At 66.3% G+C, this 15,844-nt stretch carries 16 protein-coding genes; 5 read left to right on the top strand and 11 right to left on the bottom strand.

Annotated features, from left to right (window positions below):
* Positions 1-94 precede the first annotated feature (94 nt).
* From CSC73_RS05155 to CSC73_RS05145, 3 genes are all read left to right on the top strand, one after another.
* Positions 95-1,492 (top strand): MFS transporter, encoded by a 1,398-nt coding sequence (locus tag CSC73_RS05155; RefSeq protein ID WP_163839323.1) that lies wholly within the window; start codon positions 95-97, stop codon positions 1,490-1,492.
* Between the two features lie 77 nt (positions 1,493-1,569).
* Complete coding sequence (locus CSC73_RS05150; protein WP_163839365.1) at positions 1,570-3,891, top strand: GH36-type glycosyl hydrolase domain-containing protein; 2,322 nt, start codon at positions 1,570-1,572, stop codon at positions 3,889-3,891.
* A complete protein-coding gene (locus CSC73_RS05145) occupies positions 3,888-4,400 on the top strand; it encodes a gluconokinase (protein ID WP_163839322.1) in 513 nt (170 codons plus the stop codon). The genes CSC73_RS05150 and CSC73_RS05145 overlap by 4 nt, the downstream gene beginning before the upstream one ends.
* An 88-nt stretch (positions 4,401-4,488) precedes the next feature.
* On the opposite strand, the gene CSC73_RS05140 is transcribed toward CSC73_RS05145, so the two are convergent.
* The 9 genes from CSC73_RS05140 to CSC73_RS05100 all read right to left on the bottom strand — a co-directional run bounded on the left by CSC73_RS05140 (position 4,489) and on the right by CSC73_RS05100 (position 12,182).
* A complete protein-coding gene (locus CSC73_RS05140) occupies positions 4,489-5,874 on the bottom strand; it encodes an FAD/NAD(P)-binding protein (RefSeq protein WP_163839321.1) in 1,386 nt (461 codons plus the stop codon).
* A 137-nt stretch (positions 5,875-6,011) separates the two neighbouring features.
* Positions 6,012-7,460 carry a cardiolipin synthase gene (cls, locus tag CSC73_RS05135; RefSeq protein WP_163839320.1) on the bottom strand — a complete coding sequence of 483 codons (1,449 nt, stop codon included), beginning with the start codon at positions 7,458-7,460 and terminating at the stop codon, positions 6,012-6,014.
* A 343-nt stretch (positions 7,461-7,803) separates the two neighbouring features.
* Entirely contained in the window at positions 7,804-7,968 is a 165-nt protein-coding gene (rpmG, locus tag CSC73_RS05130) for a 50S ribosomal protein L33 (RefSeq protein ID WP_014159264.1), read from the bottom strand.
* Positions 7,969-7,979: 11 nt separating this feature from the next.
* Entirely contained in the window at positions 7,980-8,216 is a 237-nt protein-coding gene (gene rpmB / locus CSC73_RS05125) for a 50S ribosomal protein L28 (protein ID WP_163839319.1), read from the bottom strand.
* A gap of 291 nt (positions 8,217-8,507) precedes the next feature.
* Positions 8,508-8,849: a hypothetical protein gene (locus CSC73_RS05120; protein ID WP_163839318.1), complete on the bottom strand. Its 342-nt coding sequence runs from the start codon at positions 8,847-8,849 to the stop codon at positions 8,508-8,510.
* Positions 8,850-8,916: 67 nt separating this feature from the next.
* On the bottom strand, positions 8,917-9,816 hold the full coding sequence (locus CSC73_RS05115) for a ParB/RepB/Spo0J family partition protein (protein WP_163839317.1): 900 nt from the start codon (positions 9,814-9,816) through the stop codon (positions 8,917-8,919).
* The gene (locus tag CSC73_RS05110; protein ID WP_163839316.1) at positions 9,817-10,617 is read right to left on the bottom strand and encodes a ParA family protein; all 801 of its coding nucleotides are present in this window, start codon (positions 10,615-10,617) and stop codon (positions 9,817-9,819) included.
* Between the two features lie 227 nt (positions 10,618-10,844).
* Complete coding sequence (gene rsmG, locus CSC73_RS05105) at positions 10,845-11,489, bottom strand: 16S rRNA (guanine(527)-N(7))-methyltransferase RsmG (protein WP_163839315.1); 645 nt, start codon at positions 11,487-11,489, stop codon at positions 10,845-10,847.
* Positions 11,490-11,585: 96 nt separating this feature from the next.
* Positions 11,586-12,182 (bottom strand): 4'-phosphopantetheinyl transferase family protein, encoded by a 597-nt coding sequence (locus CSC73_RS05100; RefSeq protein ID WP_163839364.1) that lies wholly within the window; start codon positions 12,180-12,182, stop codon positions 11,586-11,588.
* 236 nt (positions 12,183-12,418) lie between these two features.
* Here CSC73_RS05100 and CSC73_RS05095 point away from each other — a divergent pair, with 236 nt between their 5' ends.
* Positions 12,419-12,676: a GlsB/YeaQ/YmgE family stress response membrane protein gene (locus CSC73_RS05095; protein WP_163839314.1), complete on the top strand. Its 258-nt coding sequence runs from the start codon at positions 12,419-12,421 to the stop codon at positions 12,674-12,676.
* A 221-nt stretch (positions 12,677-12,897) separates the two neighbouring features.
* Here the strand turns inward: CSC73_RS05095 and xth are convergent, their stop codons facing one another.
* Positions 12,898-13,668 (bottom strand): exodeoxyribonuclease III, encoded by a 771-nt coding sequence (xth, locus tag CSC73_RS05090; RefSeq protein WP_163839313.1) that lies wholly within the window; start codon positions 13,666-13,668, stop codon positions 12,898-12,900.
* Positions 13,669-13,759: 91 nt separating this feature from the next.
* A complete protein-coding gene (locus tag CSC73_RS05085) occupies positions 13,760-15,157 on the bottom strand; it encodes a coniferyl aldehyde dehydrogenase (protein ID WP_163839312.1) in 1,398 nt (465 codons plus the stop codon).
* Positions 15,158-15,207: 50 nt separating this feature from the next.
* Here CSC73_RS05085 and CSC73_RS05080 point away from each other — a divergent pair, with 50 nt between their 5' ends.
* Positions 15,208-15,741 (top strand): gamma carbonic anhydrase family protein, encoded by a 534-nt coding sequence (locus CSC73_RS05080; RefSeq protein WP_163839311.1) that lies wholly within the window; start codon positions 15,208-15,210, stop codon positions 15,739-15,741.
* Positions 15,742-15,844: the final 103 nt, after the last annotated feature.

The following is a 15,844-nucleotide window of genomic DNA, read 5'->3' as shown; positions in this document are numbered from 1 at the left end:
GCGCTACGCGATGCCGGCAAGCTGAAACGCGGTCAACAGCCGGTGCATGCGCGCGAGGTGCGCCGACATGCCGGTCTTCCGGAGCAACCAACGCATGACGCAGGACCAGGACACGGCGTCAGCCGGAAACCAGCGCGCGGCCGCGGACAGCGCGCGCCTGCCGCTGCGCGAGAAGATCAGCTACGGTATCGGCGACTTCGGCTTCAACCTCTATTGGGCCAACATCTCGGCCTTCCTGCTGATCTTCTACACCGACGTGATGGGCCTGGCCGCCGGCGCGGTCGGCACGATGATGCTGGTGACCAAACTGGTCGATGCGGCGGCCGACCCGTTCATGGGCGCGATCGCTGACCGCACCCGTACCCGCTGGGGACGCTTCCGGCCGTATCTGCTGTTCGCCGCGGTGCCGCTTGCGATCACCGGCGTGCTGACCTGGACGGTCCCGGACCTGGAGGGCGGCGGGCGCCTGCTGTGGGCCTATGCCACCTTCACCCTGATGATGTTCGTCTACACCGTGCTGAGCATGCCGTACTCGGCGCTGTCCGGGGTCATGACCGCCGACAGCCAGCAACGCACCACCCTGATCAGTTTCCGTTTCATCGCCGCCTTCGCCGGCACCACCCTGGTCAACTGGCTGACCCTGGACCTGGTGCGCTGGCTCGGCCGCGGCGACGAGCAGCTCGGCTGGCAGCTGACCATGGTCCTGTACGGGGTCGTGGCGATCGCCACCTTCGTGGCGGTGTTCGCCAACACCCGCGAGCGCATCGAGCCGCCGCCGCAGCAGCGCAGCACGATGCGCCAGGATGTGCTCGACCTGCTGGGCAACAAGCCCTGGCTGGTGCTGTTCGTGCTGGCGCTGGTGATCATGGTGACCATCGTGATGCGTAGCGGCTCGCTGGTGTATTACCTCAAGTACTACGTAAGCCGGCCGGAGCTGACCGGCCTGTTTCTCGGCAGCTATTCGGTGGCGCTGGCCATCGGCGCGGCGCTGACGCCGCTGCTGACCCGCCTGGTGGACAAGCGGCGGCTGATGATGGGACTGATGGCCGGGGTCGGCGTGATCAGCTGCGCGATGTACTTCGTGCCCAAGGAACAGATCTGGGTGACGTTCGCGCTCAACACCCTGGTCGGATTGCTGCTCGGACCGAAGTCGCCGCTGGCGTTCTCCATGTATGCCGATTGCGCCGACTACACCGAGTGGAAGACGGGGCGCCGCGCCACTGCGATGACCTTCGCCGCTGCGGCGTTTTCGCAGAAGCTGGGCGGTGCGGTGGCTTCGGCCGCGATTGCCTGGATGCTGGCGGCGATGGGCTATGTCGCCAACCAGGCCCAGTCCGACGCCTCGCGCCTGGGCATCGTGCTGCTGCTGACCGTGATCCCGGGTGTGGTGGCGTTGCTGGCGGTGTGGGTGATGCGGGCCTATCCGCTGGATGACGCCGCGCTGGCGCGGGTCGAGGCGGAACTGCAGGCGCGGCGGGAGGTGGGGACGTGAGCGGTGTTTTCGACGCGACCCTGCCGTATGGCTTCCAGGAGCAGGGCCGACGCTTCGTCCTCGGCAGTCCCACCGCGATGCCGCAGGCCTCCACTTTCCTGTGGAACCGGCGGATGCTGTTGCAGCTGAACTGCCGCGGCTACGCCACCGCGCAGTTCATGCAGCCGGAGCCGGCCAAGTACGCGCATGCGCCAACGCTGGAAGCCAAGAGTTTCATGCAGCCGGAGCAGCCGTACTACGCGCACCATCCCGGCCGCTTCTGCTACGTCAAGGACGAAGACAGCGGTCTGCTGTTCTCCGCGCCGCATGCGCCGGTGAACCGCACGCCGGACGCATTCGCTTTCTCGGTCGGCCAGGGCGACGTCGCCTGGGCGGTGCAATGCGACGGCATCGAGGTGGAAATGTCGGTGCGGTTGCCACTGAAGGACGTGGCCGAACTCTGGACCGTGCGCGTGCGCAACCGCTCCGGCCGCCCGCGGCGGATCGGCCTGTACCCGTATTTCCCGGTCGGCTACATGTCGTGGATGAACCAGTCCGGCCGTTATCGCGCGGATCTGGGCGGAATCGTCTGCGACAGCGTCACTCCGTACCAGAAGGTGGACGACCATTTCCGCCAACGCGAATTCAAGGACCGTACCGTGCTGTTGCACGAGCGCCAGCCCGATGCCTGGGAAGCGAACCAGGCCGGATTCGAGGGCGAGGGCGGATTGCACGCGCCGACTGCCGTCACTGCGGGTCAGCGTCTTGCGGGCGGCGATGCGCTGTACGAGACGCCAACGGCAGCGCTGCAGTACCGCCTTGCCCTGACGGCAGAGGGTGAGGAGACATTCCGCTTCGTCTTCGCCCCGGCCCGCGACGACGCCGAGACCGCCATGCTGCGCGCGCGCTATCTGTCCGAGGACGGTTTCGCCGACGCCACCACGGCCCACGCTTCCTATCTGGACGAGGGCCGCGGCTGTTTGCGCATCGAGACCCCGGATCCATGGCTGGACGACTTCGCCAACCACTGGCTGCCGCGGCAGGTCTATTACCACGGCGATTGCAACCGCCTGACCACCGACCCGCAGACCCGCAACTATCTGCAGGACCACATGGGCATGGCCTATCTGCGGCCGCAGACGGCGCGGGCGGCTTTCCTGCACGCGCTGTCGCAGCAGGAACCCGGCGGGGCGATGCCCGACGGTATCCTGCTGGTCGAGGGTGCGGAGCTGAAGTACATCAACCAGGTGCCGCACACAGACCACTGCGTATGGTTGCCGGTGTGCCTGCAGGCTTATCTGGACGAGACCGGCGACGATGCCCTGCTGGAGGTTACGGTGACGGACCGCGAGGGCGACACGGCCAGCGTCGCCGAACGCATCGACCGGGCGATGGACTGGCTGCTGCAGGTGCGCGATGCGCGCGGGCTCAGCTACATCGCCCAGGGCGACTGGTGCGATCCGATGAACATGGTCGGCTGGAAGGGACGCGGCGTGTCCGGCTGGCTGTCGCTGGCCAGCGCGCATGCGCTGCGCCTGTGGGCCGCTGTCTGCGTACGCAGCGGGCGCGCCGCGCAGGCCGCGCGTTTCGAAGCCGGCGCCGCGGCGCTCAACACCGCGGTCAACGACCACCTGTGGGACGGCGACTGGTACGGCCGCGGCATCACCGACGATGGCGTGGCGTTCGGCGTGCGCGCCGACAGCGAAGGCCGCATCTACCTGAACCCGCAGAGCTGGGCGATGCTCAGCGGCGCCGCCGACGCACCGCGCCGCGCGCGGATGCTGGCCGCGGTCGATGCGCAGTTGGTCTCGCCGTACGGCGTGGCCATGCTCGACCCGCCCTATACCGGCATGCGCGAGGATATCGGCCGGCTGACCCAGAAATTCCCCGGCTCGGCCGAGAACGGCGCGGTCTACAACCACGCCGCCGCCTTCTATCTGCACAGCCTGTACAAGGTCGGCGAAGGGGATCGCGCCTGGAGCGTATTGCGCGCGATGCTGTCCGGCCCGGACCTGGAAGACTGCCTGCAGCGCGGACAGCTGCCGGTGTTCGTGCCCAACTACTACCGCGGCGCCTGGCGCCTGCACCCGCGCACCGCCGGCCGCTCCAGCCAGCTGTTCAACACCGGCACTGCGGCGTGGATGTACCGCTGCCTGGTGGAGGAACTGTTTGGTCTGCGTGGCGACGGCCAAGTGCTGAGGATCGCACCGCAGCTGCCCTCGCACTGGCCGCGCGCGCGCGCCTGGCGGCGGTTCCGCGATGCCGAGTTCGAAGTGGAGATCGAACGCGTCGCCGGCCGCACAGACGCCCGCGTCGCAGTCGATGGCCGGTGGTTGGAGGGCGATACCTTTTTCGGCATCGAGGCCGGGCATCGCTACCAGGTCCGTGTTGAATTGCCGGGTGAGGCGGGACTGGCATGAGCGAGGTGCGCGTGGCGGTGGTGATGGGCGTATCCGGCAGCGGCAAGACCACGCTGGCGCGCGCGTTGTCCGACGCATGGGAGGCGACCTTCCTCGACGCCGACGATTTCCACAGCGACCAGGCCAGGGCGTTGATGGCTGCAGGCAAGCCGCTGACCGACGGGATGCGCCAGCCGTGGGCAGCGCGTATCGCCGCCGATCTGCAACGCCGCGTGGCCGGTGGTGCGCGCGTGAGCCTTGCCTTCTCCGGACTGCGCCGCCAGCACCGCGACGTGCTGCGCGCCGCGGGACTGCCGCTGCGGTTCCTGTTCCTGCGCGGCGAGGCGGCGCTGATCGGCCAGCGCATGCGCGAGCGTAGCGGCCACTACATGCCGGTATCGTTGCTCGACAGCCAGTTCGCCACGCTGGAGGAGCCGGTCGCCGAGGACGATGTCGTGGTGCTGCCGGTCGACCTGCCGCCCGATGCGCAGCTGCGTCGTGCCCTGCAAGCCTTGGCCGAGCCCTTGTAGGAGCCAGCCGTTGTAGGAGCGACGCAAGTCGCGAAGCTCTTGGCTTATGCATCGCTGATGGGCAGACGCTTCGCGACTTGCGTCGCTCCTACAACGGCGTGCGTGCCAACAGCCGTCGCGCGGCGTTCTCCGCCTGCCCACGCAACTCGGGTACGGCGATGCTTTCCCACAGCTGGCCGATACGCAGGCTGCCGACCACGGCCACGCCCGCCAGGTTCCGGCCCTGCGCATCGACCAGCTCGCCCTCGGCGCAGGTGTCGATGCCGATGCCGTGTGGGCCAGTCCGGGCGTTGCCCTTGCCCAGCAGATCGGAAAGCAGCGGATTGCGCATCAGCTGCGCGCGCATCTCCACGCCGGTGGCGTTGACGATGCGATCCACGTCGAGTTCCTGCGTGCGCCGGTCGCGCATCATCAGGGTCACGCGTATGCGCTCCCCTTCGCGGGCCACGGTCTGCAGGCGGCCGCGATGCAGCCGCAGCTGGCCGCTGGCCTGCAGCGCCGCGAGTTGCGCATGCACTTGCGGCGCGATGCGATGGCGGTGCACGTCCCAGTAGCGCACCACGTGGCGCAGGAAACGCCGCTGGTCCTCATGCGAAAGCGTGAGCCACAGCTTTTGCACCAGAGGACGCGCGCTTTCCATCACCGCTTGCCACGGCAACCCTTGACGGTCCGCGTCGCGGACGGCCGCGCGCAGGACGCGCATGCGCTGACGCAACGGCATGCCGAGCAGCGTTTCGGCATCGTAACCGGCCACCGCATGCTTGGTATGCGCAAGCGGCAGCAGCGCGTGCCGCGACAACACATGCACGCGGCCGCGATGGCCGTTGGCGACCAGGCTCAGCGCCGTGTCGACCATGCTCAGGCCGGAGCCGGCGATGCAGATTTCCGCATCGGCGGGGATCTGTTTGATCGCATCGAAATCCCAGGCTTCCAGCACCGACTGCTTCGCCAACCCAGACGCACCACGGGCGGGCAGGGGCTTGGGATTGTTGCCGACCGCCATCGCCACGCCACGGACGCGGATCGAGCCGCCGGATTCGAGGCCCAGCCGCAGCATGTCGTCGGCCTCGTCCAGGCTCGTGACTCGGTCCTGCAGTATTTCGAAGTGCGCCATGGCGGTTTCGCGTGCGCGTTGCAGGCGGTCGCGCAGGTAGTCGCCGTAGTGCCGGCGTTGCGCGTAGGACACCGCGATGGCTTCGCGTGCGGCCTCTCCTTCGCGGGCGACCAGGAAATCCACGAAATCGTCCGGCTGGCCGTCGAACGCGCTCATCCGCCGCGCCGGCACGTTGAGCAGATGTTCGGCATGGGTGGTGGCATAGGCCACGCCTTGCGCCAGCCTTGCGGTGGGTTCGATCAGGGCGATGCGGATGCCGGCACCGGCCAGGCGCAGCGCATGGATGGCCGTCAGTACGCCCCCCGCGCCGCCGCCGATGATGGCGATGTCGAAATCGCGGAAAGGGAATTGGGTCGTCATCGGCGATATTGTAGAGGATGGCCTGCGGCGCTCGGGCTTCGCCCCCTTTGATAAAGGGGGCCACGGGGGATTTGCTCTTGGCGCGAAAAGCAAATCCCCTCGATCCCCCTTTTTCAAAGGGGGAAGTTGGTCCTGTTCTACATCAAGGAGTCGGCGAGACGCGCGATGCCTTCGCGGCTGCGCTTCCAGGCCGGACGTTTGCTCCAGGCCACGTGGTCGATCTTTTCGGCGTCCGCCAGATACGCCGCCTCCACTTCCCGCATGCGCGCGACCACGCCGCGGTCGTAGCAGAGCAATCCTATTTCCGCGTTCAATGCGAAAGAACGTATGTCCAGGTTGATCGAACCCACCAGGGCGATGTCCTCGTCCACGCTCAGATGCTTGGCGTGCAGGAAATGCGGCCGGTACAGCGCGATCTTCACGCCGCTGGCCAGCAGTTCGTCGTAGTACGAATCCTGCGCCCATGCGGTGAGCCGCTGGTTGTTGCTGGCCGACAGGATCAGCTGCACCTCCACCCCCGACAGCGCGGCGATGCGCAGCGCGCTCAAGGTCGCATCGTCGGGCACGAAATACGGCGTGGTCAGCACGATCCTGCGCTGGGCCAGATGGATCAGCGCGTTGACCGTATCGCGCGCATTCTCGAACGGATACGCAGGCCCGCTGGGCAGCAGTTGCATGGCCACATTGGCTTCGCTCACTGCGGGCACGGGCTTGACCTGCAGCCGTTGCCCGGTCTCGATATACCAGTCGCTCGCGAACACGCCTTCCAGATGCGCCACCACTGGCCCCTGCACGCGCGCCACCAGCTCGCGGTTGGGAAAACCGCGCACGAAATCCGGCGCGGCGAGGTTTTGCGAACCCACGTAGCCGGCGTTGCTGTCGATCACCGCGACCTTGCGGTGATTGCGCAGGTCCATGCGCCCGCTGCGCCGCCAGCGCAGCCCTCCCGGCAGCATCACGTGGACCTCTACGCCGGCCTTGCGCAAACGCCGCGCGTAACGGCGCAAGCCGCGCTTGGCGCCCACGGCGTCCAGCAGCAACCGGCATTGCACGCCGCGCGCGGCGGCGCGTTCCAGCGACTGGCAGACGGCTTCGCCGACGGCGTCGTCGAACAGCAGGTAGTACAGCAGATGCACGCGTTCGCCGGCGCCGTCGATATCGGCCAGCAGCGCCGTCAAAGAAGCCGCGTAGTCGTCGAGCAGTTCGATCGCGTTGCCATGGGTGGGCATGAAGTCGCCAAGCCGCTCCACCAGCGGCACCATCTCGCTGGCCGCTTCGCTGCCGTCCGGCAACCAGCGCAGCGCGCCATGCGGCGCCTGCTCCTCGCGGATCACGCCCGAGGCCAGGGTCTGCCGCCGCACCCGTTCCCGCGACAGCCAGGGATGGCCGAACAACAGATACAGCGGCAGGCCCACCAGCGGCAGGAAACCCACCAGCAGCAACCAGCTGCGCGCCGCCGCCGGCGTGGTGCGGGTGGGAATCCACAACAGCGCCGCCAGGCGGATCACCCAGTCCAGCGCCAGCAGCCATACGCCGGCGGAAAAGGGTGTGGCCCATTCGGCGAACTGGTGGAGGAAGGAGTTCATGGGCCCGATTCTGCGGGGTGGCGCGGGAAAGGACAAAGCGCGCTTGCATCGTGCGTGGCCGTAGCAGCACGCCCGAAGCTGGCGAAAGACCATCCGGAGTTCGTCATCCCAGCGAAAGCTGGGATCCATCTTGATCTTGCTTCTTTCTCCGATCACTCGAAGATCAAAAGCAAAATGGATCCCAGCTTTCGCTGGGATGACGTCAGGGTGGGAGGGTTATGGAGAAATCAAATGCCACAAACAACAAACCCGCCTTGCGGCGGGTTTGTCTGAAAGCTGGATCCCCGCTTTCGCGGGGATGACCTAGCGGCAAAGGCGTTCGCTGCGCGAACGCGCCGCTAGGTCACTTGATCTTGCCTTCCTTGTAGACCACGTGCTTGCGCACGACCGGGTCGTATTTGCTCATTTCCATCTTGCCCGGGGTGTTCTTCTTGTTCTTGTCGGTCGTGTAGAAGTGACCGGTGCCGGCCGAGGAAATCAGACGGATCTTGTCGCGTTTGCCTGCCATGTCTTATCTCCTCAGACCTTTTCGCCGCGCGCGCGCAGCTCAGCCAGAACGGAGTCGATGCCGTTCTTGTCGATGGTGCGCAGCGAATGCGCGGAAACCTTCAGCTTGACCCAGCGGTTTTCGCTGGCGACCCAGAAGCGGCGCTCGTGCAGGTTGGGCAGGAAGCGGCGACGGGTTTTGTTGTTGGCGTGGCTGACGTTGTTACCCGTCATCACACGCTTGCCGGACACTTGGCATACGCGGGACATTACGCACCTCGATAGATTTTTGTGTCGCCCTTAGCCAGGGAAACGGCGGCCCCGCCGCGATAGCGGCACACGAAACGGGCAATGGTTTGGCGCTACCGGCGGCGGGTCGGAATCGTGCTTCCGTACCCGCCCGGTCATAGGCACGAGGCCGACCGGACGAAGCGAGCCGCGCATTATGCCCAGGTTTCCCTTATGGCGCAAACACTTATGACGGCCTGCGTGGCCAGCAAACGGCCCTGGGCTGGCGTGGATCCAGGCCAGCCCGGAGGGCGGTCCGAACCAATCACATCATTAGCGCTGGCCAAGGACCATACCGGCCACGATCACACCCGCCAGCAGGACGATCGGGATGGCCCACCACTGCATGGGGATCCAGAACAGGCTGTGGTCGTTGCGCAGCAGTACCCGCTGGCCGGTCTTCGGATCCACCAGCTCGCGGGTGGGCGCCGAGTTGAGCTTCCTTCCCAGCCACCACACCACGGCGGCGGAACAAACGCCGGAGACCGGGATCATCAGGGTGGGATTGGCCAGAAACGTACCCTTGGCGCCGATACCGAACACCACCGCAAACAGAATGAAAAACGCCGCCGGTATCAACGCGGCCAGTATTCCCCAACCTCTCCAAATGATCATTGCCCATCCCCTCGATTCGATTGATCCGGGGATTGTAAATGCCTGAATCAGAAGGGAAAAATGTGAGTCAACTCACTTTAATGCGAAGCTTCTCCAACACGCCTTCCAGCGTGTCCAGATCGGTGTAATGGATGACCAGCTTGCCCTTGCCGCCGCGGCCATGGGCGATGCTGACCTTGGTGCCCAGGGACTCGGACAGCTCGGTCTCCAGCGAGGCGATATCGGCCTGGGGTGTGGCTTTGCCGGGCTTGGCCTTCTTGCTGCTGACCGGCACCTTGCCGGCGGCGAACTGCTGGGCGCGGTGCTCCACCTCGCGGACCGACCAGCCCTGCTCGGCCGCTTCGGCGGCCAGCTTGCTGGCCAGCTCGGGGGAAAGGGTCAGCAGGGCGCGGGCATGGCCCATCTCCAGGCGACGGGCTTCCAGCAGGGCGCGGATGGCCGGGGGCAGTTCCAGCAGGCGCAGCAGGTTGGAGACCGCGGCGCGGGAACGGCCCACCGCTTCGGCGGCCTCGGCATGGGTCAGGGAGAATTCGCCGATCAGGCGTTGCAGGGACTGCGCTTCCTCCAGCGGGTTCAGGTCTTCGCGCTGGATGTTCTCGATCAGCGCCATGGCGATCACGGTGCGGTCGTCCAGGTCGCGGACCACCACCGGCACGGCGGCCAGGCCGGCTTCCTGGGAAGCGCGCCAGCGGCGTTCGCCGGCCACGATCTCGAACTTTCCAGGCGACAGCTCGCGCACCACGATCGGCTGGATCACGCCCTGGGCCTTGATCGATTCGGCCAGTTCGCTCAGCTTGGCCGGGTCCATGGCCATGCGCGGCTGGTACTTGCCTGGCTGCAGCTGTTTGACCGGAATCTGCCGCAGGTGTTCGCCGGGCTGGGCTTCGGGCGGTGCGGTGGCGGCGGCTTTCGGGCCCAGCAGTGCTTCCAGGCCGCGGCCCAGGCCGCGTTTCTTGGGGGCGGACATTTACGCGTTCTCCAGATATTTCGCTTGCTGTTTGTTGCGTTCGGTCTGCCGGCGCAGGATCTCGCCGGCCAGGCCCAGGTAGGCGACGCCGCCGCGCGAGGCGCGGTCGTAGCCGACGATGCTCTGGCCATGGCTGGGTGCCTCGGCCACGCGCACGTTGCGCGGCACGATGGTGCGGAACACCTTGTCGCCGAAGTGGCTGGTCAGCTCGCCGGACACCGCATTGGCCAGATTGTTGCGCACATCGAACATGGTGCGCAGCACGCCTTCGATCTCAAGGCCCGGATTCAGCCGCGCCTTCAGCGCCTCGATGGTGTCGATCAGCGCGCTGAGGCCTTCCAGCGCGTAGTACTCGCACTGCATCGGCACCAGCACCGAGTCGGCGGCGGTCAGCGCGTTGAGCGTGAGCAGTGACAGCGCCGGTGGGCAGTCGATGAGGATGAAGTCGTAATCCTCGCGCAGCGGGTCCAGTGCGACCTTGAGGCGCTGTTCGCGGCCTTCGATCTCCATCAGCTGGATCTCGGCGGCGGTCAGGTCGATGTTGCCGGGCATCAGGTCGAAGTCTTCCGGCGTCTTCACGATCACGCTGCGCGCATCGGCTTCCTGCAACAGCACGTCGTAGCTGGAGGCTTCCAGCTCGCGCTTGTCCACGCCGCTGCCCATGGTGGCGTTGCCCTGCGAGTCCAGGTCCACCAGCAGCACGCGTTTGGGCGCGCGCGCCAGCGCGGCGGCCAGATTGACCGCAGTGGTGGTCTTGCCGACTCCGCCTTTCTGGTTGGCGATGGCGATGATGCGGGCCATGCGTGGGACGCCTCGTGGAACCCTGGTGGGTCGGGGATTATGCGGGATGAAGCGTGGAACTTTGGGGAATCGGTGCCCCGTCTTTGGATTTTGGACGAGGAGTCGGTCCTCGCGGGCGCGTGCCGCTGCTTTTGCCCCCTTTGGGAAAGGGGGCTTACGGGGGATTTGCTCTTGGCGCCAAAAGCAAATCCCCCTCGATCCCCCTTTTTCAAAGGGGGAGGCCCTGCTCATGCATCGCGGGCGACGATGACCAGATGCCGTTCGCCGACCAATCCGGGCACGGCAAGGGTATGTATGTCCGAGACTGTCCACCCTGCCGGTAGCGCGGCGATCTCTTCGTCCGGCCTGAGGCCCTTCATGGCCAGCAGCTTGCCGCCTGGCTTCAGCAGATGCCCGCCGACTTCAATGATCCCGGCCAGCACGTCCAAGGCGCGGGCGGTGAGGGCGTCGTAGGCCGCCGGCTCATCCAGCGCTTCGGCGCGGGATTCGGCCACCCGCGCATTGGTCAGGCCCAGGGTGCGCACTGCTTCGCGCAGGAAGCGGGCCTTCTTGCCGTTGCTCTCCACCAGAGTGACCCGCAACTGCGGCTTGGCGATCGCCAGCGGAATGCCGGGCAGGCCGGGGCCGGTTCCCAGATCGGCCAGCGCTTCGTTCTCGACGAACGGATGCATGGCCAGCGAATCGAGCAGGTGGCGGGTCACCATTTCGCGCGGGTCGCGGATCGCGGTGAGGTTGTAGGTGCGGTTCCAGCGATCCAGCAGGGCCAGATAGGCGAGCAGGGGCGGCGAAAGCGCATCGCCATCCAGGCCCAGCGTGGTCAGGCCGCGGTTGAGATCGTCTTGCAAGGCTTGCGGAAAAGAAGAAATGTTCATCGCCGCCAGTATCGCAGATGGCCCACCGGAGCCGTAGGAGCGACGTGAGTCGCGAAGGGTTTTCCCGGTGAGGCCACATCGCGACTCACCTCGCTCCTACGGCGTTCCTGTGTCGTCCGTTGCGCGCCATGCCAGCGCGGCGTGATAGCCGGGCAAGGGCGTCCATTCGCGCAATGTCCAGTCCTGCGGTTGTCCGAGCGCGAAATCGCAGCGGATCAGTTGCAGCTCGCCGCCGTTGTCGGCGAACACCAGTTTCTCCAAGCCGAACGACAGGCCTTTGCCATGGGCCTTGAGCACCGCTTCCTTGGCGCACCACAGGCGCACGAATGAAAATTCCATCGCGTCTTCGTCCTGTGCGGCCAGCCAGCGCACTTCATCGGCATGGAAGAACCGCTGCGCCAGTTGCCGCGCCCGTGGGCGCGGCCGGATCTGTTCGATGTCCACGCCCAGCTGGATGGCTTCGCCCAGCGCCAGCAGCAACGCATCGCCGCTGTGGCTCCAGCCCGCGTCGAAGCGCTGGTAGGGAGGGCCCAGCAAGGGACGGCCTTCGCTGCCGCGCGACAAGGGCAGGTCGTCGTCGTCGCATCCCAGCGCCTCGCAAAGCAGGGGGCGCACGTAGGGCTCGCCGCGTTCGCGCCGGGGGTGGCGCAGCAACCACAGGCGGACGGGGGTTTCGGAAGGCCGGTTCGGCATGCGCACCAATGTAGCCGATGGCTGTTCCGTCTCACATTTCTCTGTGCTGCGCGGCGGCGTGCAAGCGCGGCCGGTTTGCGCTATCTAGAAGGCGACAAGGAGAGGGCCCCACCAGGACGCGGGTTAACAGCGGCTTCACATGTCGAGGCCTTAAATCGTTCCGGTTGAAAGTTTCGGTGCAACCGTTCCCGCAATGACGCGGGGACGCCTTTCCACAAATGCAAGGAGAACGCTTGATGAACTTCCTGATCTATCTGATTGTTGGCGGTATCGCGGGCTGGCTGGCCAGCATCGTGATGAAGCGCGATGGTTCGCAAGGCATCATCCTCAACGTCATCGTCGGCATCATCGGCGGGTTCCTCGGCGGCTGGCTGCTGCCGCAGATCGGGTTCGGCCTGGGCGGCGGGACGCTGGGCTTCCTGATCACCGCCTTCATCGGTGCGGTTGTCCTGCTGTTGATCATCAATCTGTTTACGCGCGGCAAGGCGCGTTAAACGTTTCGCTGCGACCGCGTGCGCGATTAAGACGCACCCATGGTTCGTGGCACCGCAAAGGCCCGGCACTGCCGGGCCTTTGTTCGTGTGGGGCGGGCACTGCCCGCCGCTTCCCGCGCCAACCGAACGGCGGGCGGTGCCCCCGCTACTAATTCTTTTTTGGATGTTTGCCATCCATGGCCGTGCGTTCGGCCGGGCAACAAGTGCCTTGGGGGCGTCCGTTAAGCGTCCAACCTCACCCAAGCAGGCGCATGATCGCTGGGGCGTTCCCAGGTGCGCGGTTCGCGGTCGATGCCCGCTTCATGCGCGCTATCGCGCAACGCCTCCGACACCAATGTCAGATCGATGCGCAATCCCAGGTCGCGGCGGAAACCGGCCATGCGGTAATCCCACCAGCTGAACACGCCGCCGGCCTCGTTATGCAGGCGGTAGGCGTCGTGCAGGCCCAGCGCGTACAGGCGCTTGAGCGCATCGCGTTCGGCGGTGGAGGTGAGGATATGCGAATCGTTCCACACCGCCGGGTCGTGCACGTCGCGGTCGTCGGGCGCGATGTTGAAATCGCCCAGCACCACCAGCTTGGGGTAGGTGCGCAGTTCGTCCTCGAGCCAGGCGTGCACCGCTTCCAGCCAGCGCAGCTTGTAGGCGTATTTTTCGGTACCCACGTCCTGGCCGTTGACCACGTACAGGTTGACGATGCGCACCTCGCCCACCGTGGCGGAGATCGCGCGCTTCTGCTCGTCTTCGAAATTGGGAATGCCCACTTGCACATCGCTGGCCGGCAGCCGCGACAGCAGCGCTACGCCGTTGTAGGTCTTCTGACCGGCGAAAACGCTGCGGTAGCCGGCCTCGGCCAGTACGGTGTCCGGGAACTTGTGGTCCTCCAGCTTGGTTTCCTGGATGCCGACCACGTCCGGAGCGAAGCTTCCCAGCCAGGTCTGCAAGTGCGGCAGGCGCACGTTGAGCGAGTTGACGTTCCAGCTGGCGATTTTCATGTGCTGCCCTATGTAGGAGCGGGTCCTGCCCGCGACGCTTCTGATGGTTTCAGGGTAAGGCATCGCGGGCAGGGCCCGCTCCTACAAAAGCTTAGCGGATGATGAAATCGATGAAGCGCGCCACCTTCGAATACGGCGGCTTGAGCATGTCGCTGCCCGCGCGCCTGGGCTGCCACAGGATCGGCAGCGCTTTGCTGAAAGCGTCGAAACCCGCGCGTCCGTGGTAGGCGCCCATGCCGCTGGGGCCGATGCCGCCGAAGGGCAGGTTGTTGATGCCGAAATGCAGCACGGTGTCGTTGACGGTGACGCCGCCGGCCAGGGTATTGCGCAGGATCTTCTCCACGCTGCCGCGGTCGTGGCTGAAGGGATACAGCGACAGCGGCCGGTCGTGCGCGTTGACGTAGGCGATGGCCTCGTCGAGGCTGCGGTAGGACTTGATGGGCAGGATCGGCCCGAAGATCTCTTCCTGCATCACCAGCGCATCGTCGCCCGGTTCCAGCACCACGGTCGGCGCGAACAGACGCTCACCCGGCATGCCGTGTTCGCCCAGCGGCAACACCTGCAGGCCGCGCGTGCGCGCGTCTTGCAGATAATTCTCCAGGCGCGCGTACTGGCCGTCGTTGATGATGCGGGTGTAGTCGCCCGAATCGGCCAGCGATCCATAGCGGGCACGGACCTGTTCCTGCAGCGCGGCGGCCAGGGCTGGGGCGCGGCCTTCGTCGATCAACACATAGTCCGGCGCGATGCAGGTCTGCCCGCCGTTGAACCATTTGCCGGTCGCCAGTCGCGCGGCGGCTTGTTCCACCGGGAAGTCGGCGCAGACGATGGCCGGCGACTTGCCGCCAAGCTCCAGCGTCAGCGGGGTCAGATTGGGCGCGGCTGCGGCCATGACCTTGCGGCCGACCGCGGTGGAGCCGGTGAACACCAGGTGGTCGAAGGGCAGCGCGGCGAAGGCGCCGGCCACTTCCGCACCGCCCGCAGCGATGGCGACGCGATCGGCGGGAAACGCTTCGGCCAGCAGGCTGCGCAGGAATTCCGTCGTGCGCGGCGTGTGCTCGGATGGCTTCAGGTACACGTGGTTGCCGGCGGCGATAGCGGTGGCCAGTGGAATCAGGGCCAGATTGACCGGGTAGTTCCAGGGCGCGATCACGCCGACCACGCCCACCGGTTCCGGCCGGATCTCCGCGCGCGCCGGCCAGAAACGCCAGCCCACGCCTACGCGGGTAGGTTTCATCCAGCGGCGCAGATGCTTGCGCAGGTGGTCGATCTCATTGAGCACGGTCATGCCATCGGCCAGCAGCGTCTCGTGCCGCGAACGGTGGCCGAAGTCGCTGGCGACGGTCTCGGCCATTTCCTCCAGCCGTCGCTTCAGCGCATCGCGCAGGCGCTGCAGGTCGTCGCGGCGCTGGGCGTAATCCGGTCGTCTTGATTGCCAGCCTGTGCGAAGGCGGGTCAGGGTGATGGAAAGTTCGGTGATGGGAGTGTCCATACGCCAGAGTGTAGTCGGGCTTCCGCGGCGCTGCCCATTACAATGCAAGGATGACCGCACTACGCCCCTATCTTGGCCGGCTTCCCACCCTTGGCCAGCGTGTTTACGTGGACCCGGCCGCCACCGTGATCGGCGATGTCGAATTGGGCGACGACGTTTCCGTCTGGCCGGGCACCATCATCCGCGGCGATGTGAACCACATCCGCATCGGTGCGCGCACCAATGTCCAGGACGGCACCATCATCCATGTCAGCCACCACAGCCCATACAACCAGGCCGGCTATCCGACCCTGATCGGCGAGGACGTCACCGTCGGCCACGGCACCATCATCCACGCCTGCAGCATCGGCGACCGCTGCCTGATCGGCATGGGCGCCTGCATCCTGGACGGCGCGAAGGTGCAGACCCACGGTTTCGTCGGCGCCGGCGCCATCATCGGCCCGGGCAAGGTGGTGGGCGAAGGCGAACTCTGGCTGGGCAATCCCGGGCGCTTCGTGCGAAAGCTCAGCGACAAGGAAATCGAAAGCCTGCTGTATTCGGCCCAGCACTATGTGCGGTTGAAGGACCAGTACCTGGCCGCGTAGGTCGGGGCTACGCCCCCGACGCTCTCGTCGCTCGCCGCTCTTGCACGTCGCGAAAGAGCCGGCGGGCAGTGCCCACCCTACGCCTTCGGTGATCTATCAGGCT

Source organism: Pseudoxanthomonas sacheonensis (assembly GCF_010093305.1).
Lineage (GTDB): Bacteria > Pseudomonadota > Gammaproteobacteria > Xanthomonadales > Xanthomonadaceae > Pseudoxanthomonas_A > Pseudoxanthomonas_A sacheonensis.
Note: the sequence above shows the minus strand (reverse complement) of the source record. Positions and strands in the feature narration are given on the sequence as shown.

Excerpts from the sequence above, each read along its gene's own strand:
- CSC73_RS05155 (WP_163839323.1), top strand. The coding sequence starts at position 95 with ATGACGCAGGACCAGGACACGGCGTCAGCCGGAAACCAGCGCGCGGCC.
- CSC73_RS05150 (WP_163839365.1), top strand. The coding sequence starts at position 1,570 with ATGCCGCAGGCCTCCACTTTCCTGTGGAACCGGCGGATGCTGTTGCAG.
- CSC73_RS05145 (WP_163839322.1), top strand. The coding sequence starts at position 3,888 with ATGAGCGAGGTGCGCGTGGCGGTGGTGATGGGCGTATCCGGCAGCGGC.
- CSC73_RS05140 (WP_163839321.1), bottom strand. The coding sequence starts at position 5,874 with ATGACGACCCAATTCCCTTTCCGCGATTTCGACATCGCCATCATCGGC.
- cls (WP_163839320.1), bottom strand. The coding sequence starts at position 7,460 with ATGAACTCCTTCCTCCACCAGTTCGCCGAATGGGCCACACCCTTTTCC.
- rpmG (WP_014159264.1), bottom strand. The coding sequence starts at position 7,968 with ATGGCAGGCAAACGCGACAAGATCCGTCTGATTTCCTCGGCCGGCACC.
- rpmB (WP_163839319.1), bottom strand. The coding sequence starts at position 8,216 with ATGTCCCGCGTATGCCAAGTGTCCGGCAAGCGTGTGATGACGGGTAAC.
- CSC73_RS05120 (WP_163839318.1), bottom strand. The coding sequence starts at position 8,849 with ATGATCATTTGGAGAGGTTGGGGAATACTGGCCGCGTTGATACCGGCG.
- CSC73_RS05115 (WP_163839317.1), bottom strand. The coding sequence starts at position 9,816 with ATGTCCGCCCCCAAGAAACGCGGCCTGGGCCGCGGCCTGGAAGCACTG.
- CSC73_RS05110 (WP_163839316.1), bottom strand. The coding sequence starts at position 10,617 with ATGGCCCGCATCATCGCCATCGCCAACCAGAAAGGCGGAGTCGGCAAG.
- rsmG (WP_163839315.1), bottom strand. The coding sequence starts at position 11,489 with ATGAACATTTCTTCTTTTCCGCAAGCCTTGCAAGACGATCTCAACCGC.
- CSC73_RS05100 (WP_163839364.1), bottom strand. The coding sequence starts at position 12,182 with ATGCCGAACCGGCCTTCCGAAACCCCCGTCCGCCTGTGGTTGCTGCGC.
- CSC73_RS05095 (WP_163839314.1), top strand. The coding sequence starts at position 12,419 with ATGAACTTCCTGATCTATCTGATTGTTGGCGGTATCGCGGGCTGGCTG.
- xth (WP_163839313.1), bottom strand. The coding sequence starts at position 13,668 with ATGAAAATCGCCAGCTGGAACGTCAACTCGCTCAACGTGCGCCTGCCG.
- CSC73_RS05085 (WP_163839312.1), bottom strand. The coding sequence starts at position 15,157 with ATGGACACTCCCATCACCGAACTTTCCATCACCCTGACCCGCCTTCGC.
- CSC73_RS05080 (WP_163839311.1), top strand. The coding sequence starts at position 15,208 with ATGACCGCACTACGCCCCTATCTTGGCCGGCTTCCCACCCTTGGCCAG.